Origin of the sequence: Streptomyces sp. HPF1205 (assembly GCF_020400825.1) — a bacterium.
Classification (GTDB): Bacteria; Actinomycetota; Actinomycetes; order Streptomycetales; family Streptomycetaceae; genus Actinacidiphila.
On record NZ_JAINVH010000017.1, the window covers coordinates 24,471 to 44,118 of the forward strand.

The following is a 19,648-nucleotide window of genomic DNA, read 5'->3' on the forward strand; positions in this document are numbered from 1 at the left end:
TGGGTAGATGATCCGGCGCTGTGCGCTTTTCGGCTGCATTGCCGACGCGCCGTGAAGTGATGCCCCGTGCGACGGGAGCTGAAACGAGAAGGAAACGAGGGCTTGTGACCCGGTGGGCGTCGCTCTCGGCCGGCCCGCCGGCTCAGCCGACGGCGGTGCCGATGAACGCGCCCAGTACGAAGGTAACGCCACCGGCGGCCCCGCCCAAAAGGAGCTGCCGCAGCCCGCTGTACCACCAGGACCGGGCGGTGACGCGCGCCACTGCGGCGCCGCAGCCGAACAGCCCGATCAGCGCCAGTGTCACCGCGGGCCACAGCGCGTCGGCGCCCAGCAGGTACGGCAGCACCGGCAGCAGCGCGCCCAGGGCGAACGACACGAAGGAGGAGCCGGCGGCGACCAGCGGCGAGGGCAGGTCGGTGGGATCCACGCCGAGTTCCTCGCGGGCGTGGATCTCCAGCGCCTGCTCGGGATCGGCGGAAAGCTGCCGGGCCACCTCGTGGGCCAGCTCCGGCTGCACACCGCGCGCCACGTACAGCTCGGCCAGCTCGCGCACCTCGGCCTCGGGGTTGCGGCGCAGCTCCAGCCGCTCGATGTCCAGCTCCGCCTCGACCAGCTCGCGCTGGGAGGCCACGGAGGTGTACTCGCCGGCCGCCATGGAGAACGCGCCGGCCGCGAGGCCCGCGAGGCCGGTGACCACGACGGTGCGGGAGCTCACGTCGCCGCCGGCCACCCCGGTCATGAGCGCGAGGTTCGACACCAGGCCGTCCATGGCCCCGAAGACCGCGGGTCGCAGCCAGCCGCCGGTGACGTCCCGGTGGGTGTGCTGGGGGTCGCTGTACGGCGACGGCACCGCCTGCTCAACGGCCGTGGCCATACGAATCACCCCTCCCCAGGCGGCGACACACCACCCGCGCGTTGTTGGAACGCTTTGACGGTACGCGGGATTCCTTGCCGCCGCCAGCTAGGAAAGGCTGCCCTGACCTGCGAAAACAAAGGTTAGGCTAGCTTTCGGAGGACGCTTTGGAAGCCGCTTCCTGGTCCTTTTCGGACATCTCGGCGGCCGCCGCGTCCCCGGATCCGGTGCCGGACCGCCCGCCGGACGCGACTGCCGGGGCCGTCCCGGCCGGGGACGGCTCGCCGGACGCGGCCGCCTCGCCGCTCCCGCCGTCCGCGCCGGTCCCGCCGTTCTTCCCACCGGTCTCGACGGTCTCGGCGTCCGTGCCCGTCCCGCCGTCGGCCGCTGCCGCCGGCGCTCCGGCCGGGACCGGCTCGACGTTCTCCTCGCGGCCGGGGCGCAGCCGGGCGGACAGCACCAGGTACAGCACGGCCGCGGCGAAGACGAGGATCGCCGTCCAGTCGTTGAGCCGCATGCCGAGGATCCGGTGGGCGTAGTCCACCCGCATGTGCTCGATCCAGAACCGGCCGACGGTGTACGCGGCCACGTAGAGCGCGAAGGCCCGGCCGTGCCCCAGCCTGAACCGGCGGTCGGCCCAGATCACCAGCAGCGCCACCCCGACGCACCACAGCGACTCGTACAGGAACGTCGGGTGGTACGTGGCCGCGTCCGGCGTGGCGTCCGGCCGGTGGGCGGCGTCGATCTTCAGCCCCCACGGCAGGGTGGTCGGCCGCCCGTACAGCTCCTGGTTGAACCAGTTGCCCCAGCGGCCGACGGCCTGGGCGAAGGCGATGCCCGGCGCGATGGCGTCGGCGTACGCGGGCAGCGCGATGCCGCGGCGGCGGCAGCCGATCCACGCGCCGACCGCGCCCAGCGCGATGGCGCCCCAGATCCCCAGCCCGCCCTGCCAGATCTTGAAGGCGCCGACCCAGTCCTTGCCGTCGGTGAAGTACAGCTCGTAGTCGGTGATGACGTGGTAGAGCCGGCCACCGACCAGGCCGAACGGAACCGCCCACACGGCGATGTCCGCGACGGTGCCCGCTGTGCCGCCGCGGGCGACCCAGCGCTTGTTGCCGTACCAGACGGCGATGAAGACGCCGATGATGATGCAGAACGCGTAGCCGCGCAGCGGGATCGGTCCGAGGTGGACGACCCCGTGCGAGGGGCTGGGGATGTATGCGAGATCCATGGCAATGACCGACGCTACCGTGCCGGGCGGGCCGCGCGGCAATCCGCACGGCTACGTCTGCATAACGTCCCGCCCCGGCCGGCGGTGCCCGGGCCGGATCCGGGCGGCCCGCGGTGGCCTTTGCCACGACGGCCCGGCGGCCCCGGCGGCCCCGGCGGTGCTCCCCGCCGCGACCGGGCGCGGGCCGCTCACGGCGTGGGGGTCGCGGTCACCTTTCCCAGCGGCTTGCCCTTGTTCGCCGCGTCGACCATCGCGGTGAGCGAGGCCGGGGTGAGGGGCGTGCCGCCGCTGGTGAAGATGTTCTTGCCGTTGAGCAGGATGGTGGGGGTGGAGTTGAAGCCCGAAGCGTTGAAGTCGCTGTTGGACTTGCGCATCCAGTTCTTGTACGTGCCGTCGTTGACGCAGGCGGTGAAGGCGCTGGTGGTCAGGCCCGGCACCTTCCCGGCCAGCCGCAGCAGGGTGGCGGTGTCGGCGAACTTGTCGTCCTGCTCGTCGGGCTGGTTGGCGTAGAGCACGTCGTGGTACGGACGGAACCTGCCCTGGTCCTGGGCGCAGGCCGCCGCGTTTCCCGCGGTCAGCGAGCCGGAGCCGCCGAGGTTGCCGTCGATGAGGGTCACCAGGTGGTACTCGGTGCGGATCTTCCCGGCGCCCTCCAGGGCGTGGATCGTCGGCGTGAACTGCTTCTCGAAGGCGTCGCAGGCCGGGCAGCGGAAGTCCTCGTAGATCGTCAGCACCGAGGGGGCGTCCGCAGCGCCGACCGGGATGACGAGGTTGTTCTTCCCGGTGGCGCCCGTGGGCGACGGCGTGGGCCCGGCGGCCGAGCCGCTGCCGCCGCTGCCGTGGTTGGCGACGGCCACCCCGATCCCGGCGGCGACCGCCAGCACGACCACCACCGCGCCCGCGACCACCAGGGTCCGCTTCCGCTTCTCCCGCGCCTTCTCCTGCTCACGCTGCTGCCGCAGGGCCTCACGGGCGCTGCGCTTCTGGTCACGGTTCTTGTGGCTCACACCCGTGATCAACGGTGCGGGGCGGCGCCCGACGCCGCCCCGCACCGTTTTTCGCCCACGCGGGTGACCCGATCCACCCGCGGCGGTGACACGGGGTCCCGCGGGCGCCGCTCAGCCGGTTTTGCGTACGCCCCGCGCGAGCTCGCCGGCCAGTTCCCGTACCGCCGCCAGACCGCCCGCGAGGTCGCCCTCGTGCTCCAGGAGGCGCTTGACGAAGGCGGAGCCGACGATGACGCCGTCGGCGAACGACGCGACCTCGGCGGCCTGCTCGGCGTTGGACACGCCCAGGCCCACGCACACCGGCAGGTCGGTGGTCGCGCGGGTGCGGCGCACCAGGTCGGCGGCCTGGTGCCCGACGCTTTCACGGGTGCCGGTGACGCCCATCAGGGAGGCCGCGTAGACGAAGCCCGAGCCGGCCGCGGTGATGACGGCCAGCCGCTCGTCCCGGCTGGAGGGCGCGACGACGAACACGGTGGCCAGACCGTGCTCCCCCGCCGCCTTCCGCCAGCCCTCGGACTCCTCGACCGGCAGGTCGGGCAGGATGCAGCCCGCGCCGCCGGCCTCCGCCAGCTCCGCCGCGAAGCGCTCGGCGCCGTAGCGGTCCACCGGGTTCCAGTACGTCATGACCAGCACCGGCCGGCCCGTGGCGGCGTGCGCCTCGCGGACCGTGCGCAGCACGTCGGCGATGCGGACGCCGTTCTTCAGCGCGATGTCGTCCGCGGTCTGGATGACCGGCCCGTCCAGGACGGGGTCGCTGTGCGGCAGCCCCACCTCGACGATGTCGGCGCCGCCCTCGAAGGCCGCCTTGACCGCCTCGATGCCGCCGTCCACGGTCGGGAACCCGGCCGGCAGGTAGGCCACCAGGGCGGCCCGGCCCTCGGCCTTGGCCGCCGCCAGCGCCTCGTCCAGAAGGGTGATGTTGCCGCTCATCGCTCCGCCCCCGCTTCCGCCGCCGGCTCGTGGCCCTCGGTCACCGTCTCCGTCGCGTCGTACAGCCCGAAGTACCGGGCCGCGGTGTCCATGTCCTTGTCGCCGCGTCCGGAGAGGTTGACCAGGAGAACGGCGTCCGGGCCCAGCTCGCGGCCGATCTCCAGCGCGCCGGCCAGGGCGTGCGCGCTCTCGATGGCCGGGATGATGCCCTCGGTCTGCGACAGCAGGCGCAGTGCCTGCATCGCCGCGTCGTCGGTGACCGCGCGGTACTCGGCCCGCCCGGAGTCCTTGAGGTAGGCGTGCTCGGGGCCGACGCCCGGGTAGTCCAGGCCGGCCGAGATCGAGTAGGGCTCGGTGATCTGGCCCTCGTCGTCCTGCAGGACGTAGGAGCGCGAGCCGTGCAGGATGCCGGGCTCGCCGGTGGTGAGGGTCGCCGCGTGCTCGCCGGTGGACAGGCCGTGCCCGGCCGGCTCGCAGCCGATCAGGCGGACGCCGGCGTCCGGCAGGAAGGCGTGGAACAGGCCCATCGCGTTGGATCCGCCGCCGACGCAGGCAACGGCGGCGTCCGGCAGCCGTCCGGCGCGCTCCAGCACCTGCCGGCGCGCCTCGACGCCGATCACCCGGTGGAAGTCGCGCACGAGGGCGGGGAACGGGTGCGGTCCCGCGACGGTGCCGAACAGGTAGTGGGTGCGGTCGACGTTGGCGACCCAGTCGCGGAACGCCTCGTTGATGGCGTCCTTCAGGGTGCGGCTGCCGGACTTCACGGCGACCACCTCGGCGCCGAGCATCCGCATCCTGGCCACGTTGAGCGCCTGGCGACGGGTGTCGACCTCGCCCATGTAGATCACGCACTCCAGGCCGAACAGCGCGCAGGCCGTGGCGGTCGCCACCCCGTGCTGGCCGGCGCCGGTCTCGGCGATGACCCGGGTCTTGCCCATCCGCTTGGTCAGCAGGGCCTGGCCCAGCACGTTGTTGATCTTGTGCGAGCCGGTGTGGTTGAGGTCCTCGCGCTTGAGGAACACCCGGGCGCCGCCCGCGTGCTCGGCGAACCGCGGCACCTCGGTGAGCGCGCTCGGCCGGCCCGTGTAGTGGACCATGAGTTCGCCGAGTTCGGCGGCGAACGCCGGGTCGGCCTTGGCCTTCTCGTACTCGGCGGCCACCTCGTCCACGGCGGCGACCAGCGCCTCCGGGATGAACTTGCCGCCGAAGGCCCCGAAGTAACCGCGCGGGTCCGGGACCAGTCCCTCGGGATCGGGCAGGAAGAAGTCAGGTTTTTCTGGCATGGGATACCCCTGGCAGGTGTGAACACGGCTGATGACGACGGCGGCCGGTCTCGGCCGCCGGAACACGGCTCAGCCGCGGCGCCATCGCCTGCCGTTCACCTGCCCGGGCTCACACCCGATGACGTACCGCACCCGGCGGCCCAGCACCTTGCGCGCGGGCGCCCTGCACCCGCGCGGCCGGCAGCCGGGGGCGAGGCGGGTGGCGATGGACATGGCCCGGAGTCTACCGGCAGTGCCCGGCCGCCCATGACCGTACGGGGACCGGTACGGGGACCTCGCGGGGTACGGGGCCGGGCGGGCCGGCCCTCAGTCGCGGCCGAACCGCAGCGCGGGGTGCGCGCCGGCGGCGACCAGGTCCGCGACGGCCGTGCGCGGGTCCTTGCCGGTGACCAGCGACTCGCCGACCAGGACCGCGTCGGCGCCGTCGTTCGCGTAGGCGATCAGGTCGTGCGGTCCGCGCACGCCCGACTCGGCGACCTTGACGATGCGGTCGGGGATCCGCGGCGCGATCCGGCCGAAGGTGCCCCGGTCGACCTCCAGCGTCTTGAGGTTGCGCGCGTTGACGCCGATCACCCGGGCGCCGGCGTCGACCGCCCGCTCGACCTCCTCCTCGTCGTGCACCTCGACCAGCGGGGTCAGCCCGATGGACTCGGCCCGCTCGACGAGGGAGACGAGCGCGTCCTGGTCGAGCGCGGCGACGATGAGCAGCGCTATGTCGGCCCCGTGCGCCCGGGCCTCCCACAGCTGGTAGGCGGTGACGATGAAGTCCTTGCGCAGCACGGGCACGTCGACCTTCGCGCGGACCGCCTCCAGGTCGGCGAGCGAACCGCCGAACCTGCGCCGCTCGGTCAGGACGCTGATCGCGGCGGCGCCGCCCGCCTCGTAGTCCGCGGCGAGCCCGGCCGGATCGGCGATCGCGGCGAGCGCGCCCTTGGAGGGGCTGGAGCGCTTGACCTCGCAGATGACCTTGACGCCGTCGCCGCGCAGGGCGGCCACGCCGTCCTTGGCGTCGCGCGCCCGGGTGGCCCGCTCCTTCAGCTCGTCCAGCGTGACCCGGTCCTGCCGCTCGGCGAGGTCGGCTCGGACTCCGTCGATGATCTCGTCGAGCACACTCACGCGAGAACCCCTCTCCCGGCCGGATCGAGCAGCGAAATGATCAAGCCAGCGATGTCCGTCACCGGCTCTCCCGATGGTATCCGGGACCGGGCGGACTCCCCGCATCCGGTGATCCGCGGTCCCACTGCCTGGACAAACGCCTGCGTGGCGGCGGCTGGGCCGAGCGCCGGCTCAGGGCGCGAGCACCGAGCCGATGGGCAGGTTCCGGACAACCGTGAAGACCGCGATCAGGCCCCACAGCGCCCAGCGCAGCGACCGCCGCGGCGCCGGTGGCGTGGTGTCCCGGCCACGCGCCGCCCGTGTGAACCACAGCGCCCACAGCGCGACGAACATCACATATCCGGCCATCGCGAGGGCGTTGCACCTCAGGGCCGTCCCGAACCGGCCGTGCGCGAGGGCGTACGCGCCGCGCAGGCCGCCGCAGCCGGGGCAGTACAGGCCCGTCAGGTACAGCAGCGGGCACAGCGGATAGTGCCCGGGCCGGTTCGGGTCGACGGCGCCGACATACGCGAACGCCCCGGCCACCGCGGCCAGGACGCCCAGCGGCACCGCCACCCGCCGCACCGGGCCGGCCGGTTCCGGCGCCCGCGCCGGCCGGCCCGCCGGCACGCGCGCACCGCGGGAGGCCACGCGTCGATTGTGGCCCGGGAACGGCGAAGGCGCAGCGCGCCGGCGAACCGGCGGCGCCGCGCCTCGGCAGCGGGCGGCCGGGGGCACGAGCCCCGCGGCCGGAGGGGTCAGGCGCCGGCGTGCACCCGGTCCGCCTGCTCGGCCGGCTCGACGTCCTTGGACATCGAGACGGGCTCGTACTTCTGGCCCATGCCCATGAGGTGCATCACGCCGCCCGCCGCGGCGCCGACGAAGATGATGCCGATCCCGGCCCAGAACCCGGCCGGGATCGCGGCGATCGTGAAGCCGCACGCGACGATGAACCCGATGAAGGCGATGATGACGCCGGTCCAGGCGGCGGGGGTGTGTCCGTGGTGGTGCTCCGCCATGAAAGCTCCCTCATGAGGCTCGGTCGGGGACGTCCTTCGCCGCCCACTTCACCCCTATTGTTGCGCGTGCGCCGGACCGGCAGTGAACGGGGGTCGGGGCGCGCGGCGCGGGCCGGGCCGGCTCAGTCGCCCGTGCTCGTCGGGTCCTCACCGCGGTCCAGCGCCTGCCAGAGCGACTCGGGCCGGTCCGGATCGACCGGCGCGGGGGCCCTCCTCGCAGCGGCGGGCCGCCGGCGCGCGCCCGGCACCGCCGCCCCGCGCCCCGTGGGGCGGTCGTAGCGGCTGGACATGGCCGGCCAGCGCGAGCCGTAGCGCAGCGCGAGCAGGCCCGCCAGGAACAGCAGCACCCCGCCGGCGGTGGCGACCCACGGCCAGGCGGTGAGCGTCACATGGGTGGCGGCGGTGCGGCTGAGCCCGGTGGCGGTCGCGGCCGCGTCGTCGAGGGCGTGGTGGTCGCCGCGGCGGGCCGGCACGGTCACCGCGACGCCGAGCCCGCTCAGTGCCAGCAGCGCCGCGACCGCGTACCGCGCGAGGCGGCGCACCGCGAAGACGGCGACCAGCGAGGCGAGGCCGACCAGCGCCAACCCGCCGGCGAGGGCGGTGGTCTGGGTCCCGGTGGCGTGCACGGGCGTGCCGCCCCCGCCGAAGGGCGCGGTCCCCCGCGTCCAGGTCTTCCCCGCGGCGACCAGGACGAGGGCCGCGCCGAGCGCTCCCGCGGCCAATGCGGCGGCGAGGGCGCGATGCGCCGTCCGGGTGGCGTTCGCCGACGGCGTGACGGGCTCCTCGGCGGGCGCGGGCCGGGCCTCGGCGGTGCCGGGCGGGTTGGATTTCACCCCTCCACTATCGCCTGTCCGGCGCAACGCCCGTTCTCGGGGGTCCCGACTCGGGGCAAGTAGAGCGCGAGTACCCCAAGTCCACCACCTCAGGAGGAAGTAGTTGCGCACCACCCTCGTCCCTGCGGCCCTCCGCACCGGACTCGCCCTGACCGCGGCCGCGGGCCTGACCCTCACCGGCCTCACCCTCGCCCCCGCCGCGACCGCCGACCCCTCGCCCGCGCCCTCCGGCATCGGCACCTCCCACTCCTGCGTGCAGAGCCGTCACCCGGCGGTGATGTCCTGCGGAGCGGTCCGCGTCACCAGCGGCATGGACAGCCTCCCCCACGCGAGTGGCGCCGTCGATCCGACCGCCACCCCTTCCGGTTACGGCCCGGCCGACCTGCGTGACGCCTACGCCCTTCCCGACTCGGGAGGCGACGGCGCGACGGTCGCGATCGTGGACGCCTACGACGACCCCAACGCCGAGTCCGACCTGGCCCAGTACCGCTCCACCTTCGGGCTGCCCGCCTGCACCACCGCGAACGGCTGCTTCCGGAAGGTCGGCCAGGACGGCACCTCGACGCTGCCCAGGGCCGACGCGGGCTGGGCCGAGGAGATCTCCCTCGACCTCGACATGGTCAGCGCGATCTGCCCGGGCTGCCACATCCTGCTGGTCGAGGCGCGGTCGTCCTCGATGAGCAGCCTGGGCACCGCCGTCAACACCGCGGTGTCGCTGGGCGCCAAGTACGTCTCCAACAGCTGGGGCGGCAGCGAGTCGTCCTCCGACCCCTCGTACGACAGCGCCTACTTCGACCACCCGGGCGTCGCCATCACCGCCAGTTCCGGTGACGCGGGCTACGGGGTGGAGTACCCGGCCGCCTCCCGCTACGTGACCGCGGTCGGCGGCACCTCGCTGCGGCAGGACTCCAGTGCCCGCGGCTGGAGCGAGACGGTCTGGAACGGCGCGGGTTCCGGCTGCTCCGCCTACGACGCGAAGCCGTCCTGGCAGGCCGACCCCGGCTGCTCGCGGCGCACGGTCGCCGACGTCTCGGCCGTGGCCGACCCCTCCACCGGGGTCGCGGTCTACGACACGTACGGCAGCGACACCGGCTGGGAGGTGTTCGGCGGGACCAGTGCCTCCGCCCCGATCATCGCCTCCGTCTACGCCCTCGCCGGCACGCCGTCCTCCGGTTCGTCCCCGGCCTCCTTCCCGTACACCCGCACCGACGCCCTCAACGACGTGACGAGCGGCTCGAACGGGTCGTGCGGCGGCTCCTACCTGTGCACGGGCGAGACCGGCTACGACGGCCCGAGCGGCCTGGGCACCCCCAGCGGCACGGCCGCGTTCGCGGGGTGAGCGCGGGGACCTGAGGGGGGCTCAGGCGCGCAGGCGGTTCGCCGTTCCCACCGCCCTGAGCACCGCTGCCGCCTTGTTGCGGCACTCCGTGTCCTCCGCGTCCGGGTCGGAGTCGGCGACGATGCCGGCTCCGGCCTGGACGTAGGCCGTGCCGTCGCGGAGCAGGGCGGTACGGATGGCGATGGCGGTGTCGGAGTCGCCCGCGAAGTCGAGGTAGCCGACGCAGCCCCCGTACAACCCGCGCCGGGCCGGCTCCAGTTCCTCGATGATCTGCATGGCCCGCGGCTTGGGCGCCCCCGACAGCGTGCCGGCCGGGAAGCAGGCGGTGAGGACGTCGAAGGCGGTGCGCCCGCCGGCGACCTTCCCGGTGACGGTGGAGACGATGTGCATGACGTGCGAGTACCGCTCGATCGACATGAAGTCGACCACCTCGACGCTGCCGGGCTCGCAGACCCGGCCGAGGTCGTTGCGGCCGAGGTCGACGAGCATCAGGTGCTCGGCCCGCTCCTTGGGGTCGGCCAGCAGTTCCTCGGCGAGCGCGGTGTCCTCGCGCGGGGTGGCGCCGCGCGGCCGGGTGCCGGCGATGGGGTGCACCATGGCCCGCCCGTCCTCGACCTTGACCAGCGCCTCCGGGCTGGAGCCGACCACGTCGAAGCCGGGGCCGCCGTCCTGCCCGGGGAAACGCAGCAGGTACATGTACGGGCTGGGGTTGGTGGCCCGCAGCACCCGGTAGACGTCCAGCGCGCTCGCCCGGCAGGGCGTCTCGAACCGCTGCGAGGGCACCACCTGGAACGCCTCGCCCGCCCTGATCCGCTCCTTGATGTCCTCGACGGCCGCCTTGAAGTCCTCGCCGCCCCAGCGGGCGGTGTACTCCGGCAGTTCGGAGGGCGGGAGCGAGGCGGGCGCGGTGTGCGTCGGCCGGGCCAGGTCGGCCTCCATGGCGTCCAGCCGGGCCACGGCGTCCGCGTAGGCCTCGTCCACGCCGGTCGAGGTGTCGTTGTGGTTGATCGCGTTGGCGATCAGCAGGACGCTGCCGTCCCAGTGGTCGAGGACGGCCAGGTCGGAGGTGAGCAGCATGGTCAGTTCGGGCAGCCCGAGGACGTCCTCGCCGTGGTCGCCGATGCGCTCCAGGCGGCGCACGATGTCGTATCCCAGGTAGCCGACCATGCCCCCGGTGAACGGCGGCAGCCCGCCTGCCAGGTCGCGCGGGGTGTGCAGCGCGGCCAGCGTGGCCCGCAGCGCCTGCAGCGGATCGCCGTCCACGGGCACGCCGACCGGTGGGACGCCCAGCCAGTGCGCCTGCCCGTCCCGCACCGTCAGCGTCGCGGCCGAGCGGACCCCGACGAAGGAGTACCGGGACCAGGAGCGCCCGTTCTCGGCCGACTCCAGCAGGAAAGTGCCCACCCGCTCCCCCGCCAGCTTGCGGTAGAGCCCGACGGGGGTGTCGCCGTCGGCGAGCAGCCTGCGGCTGACGGGAATCACCCGCCGGTCGGCCGCCAGCTTGCGGAACGTCTCCAGGTCCATCGCGTCCATGGCGCAGAGACTAGCCGTCCGCAGCGGGCCCGCGCCCGCTCGTCCCACGGGTCAGCCCAGCGGCAGGGTCCCGGCGTCGAAGCACGTCCGGTCGCCGGTGTGGCAGGCCGCCCCCACCTGGTCCACCTTCACCAGCACGGTGTCGCCGTCGCAGTCCAGCGCCACCGACTTCACGTGCTGGACGTGGCCGGAGGTGTCGCCCTTGACCCAGTACTCGCCGCGGCTGCGGCTCCAGTAGGTGCAGCGGCCGGTGGTGAGGGTGCGGCGCAGCGCCTCGTCGTCCATCCAGCCGAGCATCAGCACCTCGCCGGTGTCGTACTGCTGGGCGATGGCGGGGACCAGGCCGTCGGGATTCCGCTTCAGACGGGCGGCGACGGCGGGGTCGAGGGAAGGGGCGGGTGACGTGGGCTCCGGCATGGGTTCCATTGTGCCGCCGATCTTCCGCGACGAGAAAAGCCTCAATAAATGGCAAAGAGGGCAAGGTCGTTGTCCACCGACCGGTAGTCGCTCGCTGTTGTCACTCCTATGGGGCATCCTGCGTGCATGGGTTTTCCTCCGCCGCCACCGAACGGTCCGCCGCCCCCTGAGCAGGGCGGCGGCTTTGGTCCACCGCAGGGCTTCGGCCCCCCGCCGCCTCCGCCACCGGGAGACGGCGGCTACGGCTATCCGCAGCAAGGAGGGCAGGAGGGCTACGGGGCGCCGCAGCAGCCGGGGCCCTACGGCCAGCAGCCCGGCGGGTACGGCCAGCCTCCCGGGGGGTACGGTCAGCAGCCCGGCGGATACGGCCCGCCGGGACCTCCCGGGCCGCCGGCTCCTCCCGGCGGTTACGGCTACCCGGGCCCCGGCGGCTACCCTCCGCCCCCGCCGCCGCCGAACAACCGCAAGCGGAACGTCGCGATCGCGGTCGGCGCCGTGGTGGTGGTCGGCGCGGTCGTCGCCGGTGTGGCGCTCGCGAGCGGCGGTGGCGACAAGAAGGACGACGCCAAGCCGAGCGGCGGCACCAGCCACTCGGTGTCGGCGCCGAGCACGTCCGGCCTGCCGAGCGACATCCCGACCGATGTGCCGAGCGACCTGCCGAGCGACATCCCCACGCCGACGTTCACCCTGCCGTCGGACCTGCCCAGCTTCACCCTCGACCCGACACCCACCGAAAAGGTGGTGCCGTACGTGATACTGAGCCCGGGCAAGTGCTTCGACGCGCCCACGCTGACGCCCAGCGTCGACCACGTGACGACCCGCTCGTGCCACTCCGCGCACGACGCCCAGGTGGTCGCCAACGAGACGCTGTCGGGCACCTTCGCCACGGACGAGGACATCCAGAACAAGGCCCTCGCCCTGTGCACCAGCGACGCGCGCAAGCACCTGCCGGCGGACGGCCGCACGTACTACCCGTACGCGCTGTTCCCGAAGCTGACCACGTACGAGATCCAGGGTCGCAAGACGGTCACCTGCTCGCTGACCCGCAACAACGGCAAGAACGGGGTCAAGCTCTACAGCCCGCTGGGCTGAGCCGGATCCGCCCGCCGCGTCCTTTCGCCCGTGCCGCCGCGTGGCGAGGAGCGGACGTACACCCGCGGGGTCATTACCCTGGCGTCATGTCCACACATGCACAGCGTGAACGTCTGCTCCTCGCCGACATCCTGGAGGGAGCCGGGCCGGACGCGCCGACGTTGTGCCAGGGCTGGACCACCAGGGACCTGGCCGCGCACGTGGTGGTGCGCGAGCGGCGCGGTGACGCGGCCGCGGGGATCGTGGTGCCCAAGCTGGCCGACCGCCTGGAGCGGGTCCGCGCGCAGTACGCGACCAAGCCGTACGAGGAGCTGATCCAGCTCATCAGGACCGGCCCGCCGCGGCTGTCCCCGTTCAGCCTCAAGCAGGTCGACGAGGCGGCGAACACCATCGAGTTCTACGTCCACTCCGAGGACGTCCGCCGCGCCGCGCCCGACTGGACGCCCCGCGCGATCGACCCGCTGTTCGCCGACGCCCTGTGGGTCCGTCTGGAGCGCGTCGCGCGCATGCTGGGCCGCCGCTGCCCGGTCGGCCTGGTGCTGCGCCGCCCCGACGGCCAGACGGTGGTGGCCCACAAGGGCTCCCCCGTCGTCACCGTCACCGGCGAGCCCTCGGAGCTGGCCGTCTTCGCCTTCGGCCGCCAGCGGGCCGCCACGGTCGAGACGCAGGGCGACGAGGACGCGGTCGCCAAGGCGTACAGCGCGACACTGGGCGTCTGACCGGCCGGCGGCCGGTTCAGCGGACGGGGTGCCCCGACGCCCGCAGGGCGGACTTGACCTCGCCGATGCGCAGGTCGCCGAAGTGGAACACGGAGGCGGCCAGCACGGCGTCCGCGCCCGCGGCGACGGCGGGCGCGAAGTCCCCGACCTTGCCCGCGCCGCCCGAGGCGATCACCGGGACGGTGACGTGGGCGCGGACGGCGGCGATCATCTCCGTGTCGTAGCCGTCCTTGGTGCCGTCGGCGTCCATGGAGTTCAGCAGGATCTCCCCGGCGCCGAGTTCGGCGGCGCGGTGCGCCCACTCGACGGCGTCGATGCCGGTGCCGCGGCGGCCGCCGTGCGTGGTGACCTCGAAGGAGCCCGAGGGGGTGCGGCGCGCGTCCACGGACAGGACCAGCACCTGGCGGCCGAAGCGTTCGGCGATCTCCCGGATCAGCTCGGGCCGGGCGATGGCCGCGGTGTTGACGCCCACCTTGTCCGCGCCGGCCCGCAGCAGCTTGTCCACGTCCTCGGCGCTGCGCACCCCGCCGCCCACGGTGAGCGGGATGAAGACCTGCTCCGCGGTGCGCCGCACCACGTCGTACGTGGTCTCGCGGTCGCCGGAGGACGCGGTGATGTCCAGGAACGTCAGCTCGTCCGCGCCCTCGGCGTCGTAGAGCCTGGCCATCTCGACCGGGTCGCCCGCGTCCCGCAGGTCGCGGAAGTTGACGCCCTTGACCACCCGCCCGGCGTCGACGTCCAGGCAGGGGATGACTCGGACCGCCAGGGTCATGAGGTGTTTCCTCCGAAGGCTTCGATCTCGACCTCGACCAGCACCCGGGGGTCGGTGAACCCGGCCACGAGGACCATGGTGGACACCGGCCGCACCGCGCCGAACAGCTCCCGGTGGGCGCGGCCGACGTCCTCGACGTCGCGGGCGTGGCTGAGGTACATGCGGGTACGGATCACGTCCGGCGCGCCCAGGCCGAACGGCTCCAGCGCGGCCAGCGCGTCGCGGAAGGCGAACAGCGCCTGCTCGTAGGGGCTGCCCTCGCCCCGGACCACCCCGCCGGCCGGCGGCATCGTGCCCGACACCAGGACCAGGTTTCCCGCGGCCACGGCCCGGGCGGAACCGAGGGTCTGCTCCCAGGAACTGTCGCTCTGCGTACGCCGCACGGCGGGGGTGCCGGTCATCGGGACACTGCCTCCAACGCTTCCTCAAGAGTGAACGCCTTCGCGTAGAGCGCCTTTCCGACGATCGCCCCTTCCACGCCCAGCGGCACGAGACCGGCCAGGGCCCGCAGGTCGTCGAGGCTGGACACCCCGCCCGAGGCGACCACGGGCTTGTCGGTGGCCGCGCACACCTGCCGCAGCAGTTCCAGGTTGGGGCCCTGGAGGGTGCCGTCCTTGGCGATGTCGGTGACGACGTACCGCGCGCAGCCCTCGGAGTCCAGCCGGGCCAGCGTCTCGTACAGGTCGCCGCCGTCCCTGGTCCAGCCGCGGCCGCGCAGCGTCGTGCCGCGCACGTCCAGGCCGACCGCGATCTTCTCGCCGTGCTCGGCGATCACCTTGGCGACCCACTGCGGCGACTCCAGGGCGGCGGTGCCCAGGTTCACCCGGGTGCAGCCGGTGGCCAGCGCCGCGGCGAGCGAGGCGTCGTCGCGGATGCCGCCGGACAGTTCGACCTTGATGTCCATGGTGCGGGCCACCTCGCCGATCAGCCGCCGGTTGTCACCGGTGCCGAAGGCCGCGTCGAGGTCCACCAGATGCAGCCACCGCGCGCCGGCCGACTGCCAGGCGAGCGCGGCGGCCAGCGGGTCGCCGTACGAGGTCTCCGAGCCGGACTCGCCGTGGACGAGGCGCACGGCCTGGCCGTCCCGGACGTCGACGGCGGGGAGGAGTTCGAGCGTGGTCATCGGGGTGCGGTCCTCGCAGGGTACGGACGGGTGTACGGACGGATGTGCGGACGGGATGTGCGGGCGGGATGTGCGGGCGGGATGTGCGGATCCGCCGGGAACCCCGGGCCCTGGCGCGGGCCCGGGTCCCGGCACGGTCACTGGAGCGTGCCGAGCCAGTTGGCCAGCAGCCTGGCGCCGGCGTCGCCGGATTTCTCGGGGTGGAACTGGGTGGCCCACAGCGGCCCGTTCTCCACCGCGGCCACGAACGGCTCGCCATGGGTGGTCCAGGCGACCTTGGGCGGGCGGATGGCCGGGTTGGCGGTCTCCAGCTCCCAGGCGCGCACCGCGTAGGAGTGGACGAAGTAGAACCGGGTGTCCTCGTCGAGCCCGGCGAACTGCGCCGAGTCCGGCGGGACCTTGACCGTGTTCCAGCCCATGTGCGGGACGACGGGGGCGCGCAGCGGCTCGACCACGCCGGGCCACTCGTCCAGGCCCTCGGTCTGCACGCCGTGCTCGATGCCGCGGGCGAACAGGATCTGCATGCCGACGCAGATGCCCAGCACCGGGCGCCCGCCGGACAGGCGGCGGCCGATGATCCAGTCGCCGCGCACCCCCCGCAGCCCCGCCATGCAGGCGGCGAACGCGCCGACGCCGGGCACCAGCAGCCCGTCGGCGTTCATCGCCTTGTCGTAGTCGGCGGTGATCTCCACGTCGGCGCCGGCCCGGGCCAGCGCGCGCTCGGCGGACCGGACGTTGCCGAACCCGTAGTCGAGCACCACCACGCTCTTCGTCATCGCGGCCGCCTCCTCACAGCCGCAGCAGCCCGACGGCCAGCGCCGACAGCGAGCCGATGGCCAGCAGGGTGATCAGGCTGCGGGACTGCTTCTGCTTCCAGAAGGAGTACACCCCTCCGGCCAGGAACAGCCCGAACAGGATGAAGAGGGACGAGGCCTTGTTCATCGTTACAGCGCGCCCTTCGTCGACGGCAGGATTCCGGCGGCGCGCGGATCGCGCTCGCTGGCGTAGCGCAGCGCCCGCGCCAGCGCCTTGAACTGGCACTCCACGATGTGGTGCGCGTTGCGCCCGTACGGTACGTGGACGTGGAGCGCGATCTGCGCCTGGGCGACGAAGGACTCCAGGACGTGCCGGGTCATCGTCGTGTCGTAGCCGCCGATCATCGGCGCCATGTTCTCCGGCTCGGTGTGCACCAGGTAGGGGCGGCCGGAAAGGTCGACGGTCACCTGGGCGAGGGACTCGTCCAGCGGGACGGTGCAGTTGCCGAACCGGTAGATGCCCACCTTGTCGCCGAGCGCCTGCCGGAAGGCGGCGCCGAGGGCCAGGGCGGTGTCCTCGATGGTGTGGTGGGTGTCGATGTGCAGGTCGCCCTCGGTCTTCACGCTGAGGTCGAACAGGCCGTGCCGGCCGAGCTGGTCGAGCATGTGGTCGTAGAAGCCCACCCCGGTGGAGACCGAGACCTGGCCGGTGCCGTCCAGGTCGATCTCCACCACCGTGGACGTCTCCTTGGTGGTGCGCTCGACGCGGCCCACGCGGGTCATGCGGTTGCCTCCGAAGTGGTGGTGCCGGCTGGTGTGCCCGGCTGTGCTGATGTGCCCGGCGCTGCTGCCGTATCCGGCTGTGTGCCGTGCTCCTTGAAGACGGCGCGCGCCGCCTCCAGGAAGGCGTCGTTCTCGGCCGGGGTGCCGGCCGAGACCCGCAGGCGGCCGGGGACGCCGACGTCACGGATCAGCACGCCGCGGTCGAGGATCGCCCGCCAGGCGGCGTGGCTGTCGGCGAAGGTGCCGAACTGCACGAAGTTGGCGTCGGACTCGGTGACGTCGTAGCCGATGCCGCGCAGCTCGTCGACCAGCCGGTCGCGCTCCCGCTTGAGCTGCTCGACGTAGCCGAGCAGGGTGTCGGTGTACTCCAGCGCGGCCAGCGCGGTCGCCTGGTTGACCGACGACAAGTGGTACGGCAGCCGGACCAGTTGGACGGCGTCCACCACGGCGGGGTCGGCGGCCATGTAGCCCAGCCGCAGCCCTGCCGCGCCGAACGCCTTGGACATCGTCCTGGTCACCACCAGGTTGGGCCGGCCGGCCAGCAGCGGCAGCAGCGACGGGCGGTGGGAGAACTCGCCGTACGCCTCGTCCACGACCACCATGCACGGCTTGACGGCCAGCGCGGTCTCGTACAGCTCCAGCACGGTCTCGGCGGCCACCGCGGTGCCGGTGGGGTTGTTGGGCGAGCAGACGAAGACGACGTCGGGGCGCGCCGCGCGGATCTGCGCGGCGGCGCCCGCCACGTCGATGGTGAAGTCCTCGTTGCGCGCGCCGGAGATCCAGGCGGTGCCGGTGCCGCGCGAGATCAGGGCGTGCATCGAGTACGAGGGCTCGAAGCCGATCGCGGTACGCCCCGGGCCGCCGAACACCTGCAGGAGCTGCTGGATGACCTCGTTGGAGCCGTTGGCGGCCCACACCTGGTCCGTGCCGACGGTGTGGCCCGTCGTACGCGACAGATAGGCGGCGAGCCGGGTGCGCAGCTCGACCGCGTCCCGGTCGGGGTAGCGGTTGAGCCCGCGGGCGGCCTCGGCGACGCGCTCGGCGATCCGGGCGACCAGCGGCTCGGGCAGCGGGTACGGGTTCTCGTTGGTGTTCAGCCGCACCGGCACGTCGAGCTGGGGGGCGCCGTACGGGGACTGGCCGCGCAGCTCCTCGCGCAGGGGGAGGTCGTCGATGCGGGTCACCGGCCGGGCACCTCTCCGTCGAACCTCGCCGTCACGGCGGCGCCGTGGGCCGGCAGGTCCTCGGCCTCGGCCAGCGTCACCACGTGGTGGGCGACCTCCGCGAGCGCCTCACGGGAGTAGTCGACGACGTGGATGCCGCGCAGGAAGGACTGCACGGACAGGCCCGAGGAGTGGCAGGCGCAGCCGCCGGTGGGCAGCACGTGGTTGGAGCCGGCGCAGTAGTCGCCGAGCGAGACGGGGGCGTGCGGGCCGACGAAGATCGCGCCGGCGTTGCGCACGCGGGCGGCCACGTCCGCCGCGTCCTCGGTCTGGATCTCCAGGTGTTCGGCGGCATAGGCGTCGACCACGGCGAGCGCCTGGTCGAGGGTGTCCACCAGCACGGTCGCGGACTGGCGGCCGGACAGCGCCGTGGCGACGCGCTCCTTGTGCCGGGTGGCCGCGACCTGGACGTCGAGTTCCTTGTCGACGGCGTCGGCCAGCGCGGGCGAGGTCGTGACGAGGACGGCGGCGGCCAGGGTGTCGTGCTCGGCCTGGCTGATCAGGTCGGCGGCCACGTGCACGGGGTCGGCGGTGCCGTCGGCCAGCACCGCGATCTCGGTGGGTCCCGCCTCGGCGTCGATGCCGATCCGGCCCTTGAGCAGGCGCTTGGCGGCGGCGACGTAGATGTTGCCGGGGCCGGTGACCAGGTTCACCGGGCGGCAGTCCTCGGTGCCGTAGGCGAACATGGCGATCGCCTGGGCGCCGCCGGCCGCGTACACCTCGTCCACGCCCAGCAGGGCGCAGGCGGCCAGGATGGTGGGGTGCGGCAGGCCGCCGAAGGCGGGCTGCGGCGGGGAGGCGACCGCGACGGCCTCCACGCCGGCCTCCTGGGCGGGCACCACGTTCATCACCACGGACGACGGGTAGACCGCCAGGCCGCCGGGTACGTAGAGGCCGACCCGCTGGACCGGCACCCACCGCTCCGTCACGGTACCGCCGGGCACGACCTGGGTGGTGACGTCGGTACGCCGCTGCGCCCGGTGCACGAGCCTGGCCCGCCGCACCGACTCCTCCAGGGCGGCGCGTACCGCCTCGTCGAGGCCGAGCAGGGCCTGGGCGAGGGCCTCGGCGGGCACCCGCAGCCGCTCGGGGCGCACCCCGTCGAACCGCTCCCCGTGCTCCAGCACCGCCGCCGTGCCGCGATGGCGCACGTCCTCGCAGATCGGCCGCACCGCTTCCAGCGCGGCCTCCACATCGAACTCGGCACGGGGCAGCAGGTCGCGGTCGATCCCGCCCTCCGGGAAGGCGGTGCCGCGCAGGTCGATTCGGGAGATCACCCTGCCAAGTGTAGAGACCCGGGCATGGCGGGCGTTCCACGGTCCGCTCCGTGATACACCCCGCGCCGGGTGCCGCCCGGCGCGGGCCGGGCCCGTGGAGGGGCGGTCCCGAGGACCGGGCACGGCGGCCGTACGGCGCGGATACGGGCCCGGGGCTGCCGGGGCACGGACCGGGTACGGCGTGGGTACGGACCGGGACGAGCCGGGTACGGGGCGGGTACGGGGTCCGGCGCGCCGCGCGGGCACGCTAGCGTGTGCGGGGACGTACAGGGTGTGACGGGGGAGGTCCGGCTGTGACGGAATCGACCGGTCCGGCCGGTCCCGCGATGTCTTCGGAGTCCTCCGGCCACGCGGTGTCCGCGGA

General features: G+C 73.6%; 23 protein-coding genes. 3 read left to right on the forward strand and 20 right to left on the reverse strand.

Annotated features, from left to right (window positions below; all coding sequences use genetic code 11):
- Window positions 1–142 precede the first annotated feature (142 nt).
- The 10 genes from K7G61_RS20310 to K7G61_RS20355 all read right to left on the reverse strand — a co-directional run bounded on the left by K7G61_RS20310 (window position 143) and on the right by K7G61_RS20355 (window position 8,251).
- Complete coding sequence (locus tag K7G61_RS20310) at window positions 143–874, reverse strand: VIT1/CCC1 transporter family protein (protein WP_225848328.1); 732 nt, start codon at window positions 872–874, stop codon at window positions 143–145.
- 127 nt (window positions 875–1,001) lie between these two features.
- Complete coding sequence (lgt, locus tag K7G61_RS20315; RefSeq protein ID WP_225848329.1) at window positions 1,002–2,084, reverse strand: prolipoprotein diacylglyceryl transferase; 1,083 nt, start codon at window positions 2,082–2,084, stop codon at window positions 1,002–1,004.
- Between the two features lie 188 nt (window positions 2,085–2,272).
- Window positions 2,273–3,091, reverse strand: a complete 819-nt coding sequence (locus tag K7G61_RS20320) for a thioredoxin domain-containing protein (RefSeq protein ID WP_225848330.1) — start codon at window positions 3,089–3,091, stop codon at window positions 2,273–2,275.
- 111 nt (window positions 3,092–3,202) lie between these two features.
- Window positions 3,203–4,021 carry a tryptophan synthase subunit alpha gene (gene trpA / locus K7G61_RS20325; RefSeq protein ID WP_225848331.1) on the reverse strand — a complete coding sequence of 273 codons (819 nt, stop codon included), beginning with the start codon at window positions 4,019–4,021 and terminating at the stop codon, window positions 3,203–3,205.
- On the reverse strand, window positions 4,018–5,304 hold the full coding sequence (gene trpB, locus K7G61_RS20330; protein ID WP_225848332.1) for a tryptophan synthase subunit beta: 1,287 nt from the start codon (window positions 5,302–5,304) through the stop codon (window positions 4,018–4,020). The genes trpA and trpB overlap by 4 nt, the downstream gene beginning before the upstream one ends.
- Window positions 5,305–5,373: 69 nt before the next feature.
- Window positions 5,374–5,517 (reverse strand): tryptophan biosynthesis modulator TrpM, encoded by a 144-nt coding sequence (gene trpM / locus K7G61_RS20335; RefSeq protein ID WP_225848333.1) that lies wholly within the window; start codon window positions 5,515–5,517, stop codon window positions 5,374–5,376.
- A 93-nt stretch (window positions 5,518–5,610) separates the two neighbouring features.
- Window positions 5,611–6,420, reverse strand: a complete 810-nt coding sequence (trpC, locus tag K7G61_RS20340) for an indole-3-glycerol phosphate synthase TrpC (RefSeq protein ID WP_225848334.1) — start codon at window positions 6,418–6,420, stop codon at window positions 5,611–5,613.
- A gap of 171 nt (window positions 6,421–6,591) precedes the next feature.
- Window positions 6,592–7,050 carry a DUF2752 domain-containing protein gene (locus K7G61_RS20345; RefSeq protein WP_374204180.1) on the reverse strand — a complete coding sequence of 153 codons (459 nt, stop codon included), beginning with the start codon at window positions 7,048–7,050 and terminating at the stop codon, window positions 6,592–6,594.
- Between the two features lie 107 nt (window positions 7,051–7,157).
- Window positions 7,158–7,418: an HGxxPAAW family protein gene (locus tag K7G61_RS20350; RefSeq protein WP_225848335.1), complete on the reverse strand. Its 261-nt coding sequence runs from the start codon at window positions 7,416–7,418 to the stop codon at window positions 7,158–7,160.
- Window positions 7,419–7,540: 122 nt separating this feature from the next.
- Window positions 7,541–8,251: a TIGR02234 family membrane protein gene (locus K7G61_RS20355; RefSeq protein WP_225848336.1), complete on the reverse strand. Its 711-nt coding sequence runs from the start codon at window positions 8,249–8,251 to the stop codon at window positions 7,541–7,543.
- A gap of 103 nt (window positions 8,252–8,354) precedes the next feature.
- On the opposite strand from K7G61_RS20355, the gene K7G61_RS20360 reads away from it, so the two are divergent.
- Window positions 8,355–9,590: a S8 family serine peptidase gene (locus tag K7G61_RS20360; protein WP_225848337.1), complete on the forward strand. Its 1,236-nt coding sequence runs from the start codon at window positions 8,355–8,357 to the stop codon at window positions 9,588–9,590.
- Between the two features lie 21 nt (window positions 9,591–9,611).
- Here K7G61_RS20360 and K7G61_RS20365 read toward each other — a convergent pair whose 3' ends face one another.
- Together K7G61_RS20365 and hisI are read right to left on the reverse strand one after the other, a co-directional pair.
- Window positions 9,612–11,114 carry an anthranilate synthase component I gene (locus K7G61_RS20365; protein WP_225848432.1) on the reverse strand — a complete coding sequence of 501 codons (1,503 nt, stop codon included), beginning with the start codon at window positions 11,112–11,114 and terminating at the stop codon, window positions 9,612–9,614.
- Between the two features lie 60 nt (window positions 11,115–11,174).
- A complete protein-coding gene (gene hisI / locus K7G61_RS20370; RefSeq protein ID WP_225848338.1) occupies window positions 11,175–11,549 on the reverse strand; it encodes a phosphoribosyl-AMP cyclohydrolase in 375 nt (124 codons plus the stop codon).
- A gap of 117 nt (window positions 11,550–11,666) precedes the next feature.
- On the opposite strand from hisI, the gene K7G61_RS20375 reads away from it, so the two are divergent.
- A complete protein-coding gene (locus K7G61_RS20375) occupies window positions 11,667–12,632 on the forward strand; it encodes a hypothetical protein (RefSeq protein WP_225848339.1) in 966 nt (321 codons plus the stop codon).
- Window positions 12,633–12,718: 86 nt separating this feature from the next.
- Window positions 12,719–13,351, forward strand: coding sequence for a TIGR03085 family metal-binding protein (locus K7G61_RS20380; protein ID WP_225848340.1), 633 nt, complete (start codon window positions 12,719–12,721; stop codon window positions 13,349–13,351).
- Between the two features lie 16 nt (window positions 13,352–13,367).
- Here K7G61_RS20380 and hisF read toward each other — a convergent pair whose 3' ends face one another.
- The 8 genes from hisF to hisD form a co-directional block, all read right to left on the reverse strand.
- Window positions 13,368–14,123, reverse strand: coding sequence for an imidazole glycerol phosphate synthase subunit HisF (hisF, locus tag K7G61_RS20385; protein ID WP_225848341.1), 756 nt, complete (start codon window positions 14,121–14,123; stop codon window positions 13,368–13,370).
- Entirely contained in the window at window positions 14,120–14,524 is a 405-nt protein-coding gene (locus K7G61_RS20390; protein ID WP_225848342.1) for a Rid family hydrolase, read from the reverse strand. Before K7G61_RS20390 ends, hisF begins: the two co-directional genes overlap by 4 nt.
- The gene (gene priA, locus K7G61_RS20395; RefSeq protein WP_225848343.1) at window positions 14,521–15,246 is read right to left on the reverse strand and encodes a bifunctional 1-(5-phosphoribosyl)-5-((5-phosphoribosylamino)methylideneamino)imidazole-4-carboxamide isomerase/phosphoribosylanthranilate isomerase PriA; all 726 of its coding nucleotides are present in this window, start codon (window positions 15,244–15,246) and stop codon (window positions 14,521–14,523) included. The genes K7G61_RS20390 and priA overlap by 4 nt, the downstream gene beginning before the upstream one ends.
- 137 nt (window positions 15,247–15,383) lie before the next feature.
- The gene (hisH, locus tag K7G61_RS20400; protein ID WP_225848344.1) at window positions 15,384–16,022 is read right to left on the reverse strand and encodes an imidazole glycerol phosphate synthase subunit HisH; all 639 of its coding nucleotides are present in this window, start codon (window positions 16,020–16,022) and stop codon (window positions 15,384–15,386) included.
- A gap of 13 nt (window positions 16,023–16,035) precedes the next feature.
- Window positions 16,036–16,188: a hypothetical protein gene (locus K7G61_RS20405; RefSeq protein ID WP_225848345.1), complete on the reverse strand. Its 153-nt coding sequence runs from the start codon at window positions 16,186–16,188 to the stop codon at window positions 16,036–16,038.
- A 2-nt stretch (window positions 16,189–16,190) separates the two neighbouring features.
- A complete protein-coding gene (hisB, locus tag K7G61_RS20410) occupies window positions 16,191–16,784 on the reverse strand; it encodes an imidazoleglycerol-phosphate dehydratase HisB (protein WP_225848346.1) in 594 nt (197 codons plus the stop codon).
- The gene (locus K7G61_RS20415; protein WP_225848347.1) at window positions 16,781–17,968 is read right to left on the reverse strand and encodes a histidinol-phosphate transaminase; all 1,188 of its coding nucleotides are present in this window, start codon (window positions 17,966–17,968) and stop codon (window positions 16,781–16,783) included. Before K7G61_RS20415 ends, hisB begins: the two co-directional genes overlap by 4 nt.
- Window positions 17,965–19,284: a histidinol dehydrogenase gene (gene hisD, locus K7G61_RS20420; RefSeq protein ID WP_225848348.1), complete on the reverse strand. Its 1,320-nt coding sequence runs from the start codon at window positions 19,282–19,284 to the stop codon at window positions 17,965–17,967. Before hisD ends, K7G61_RS20415 begins: the two co-directional genes overlap by 4 nt.
- Between the last annotated feature and the right edge of the window lie 364 nt (window positions 19,285–19,648).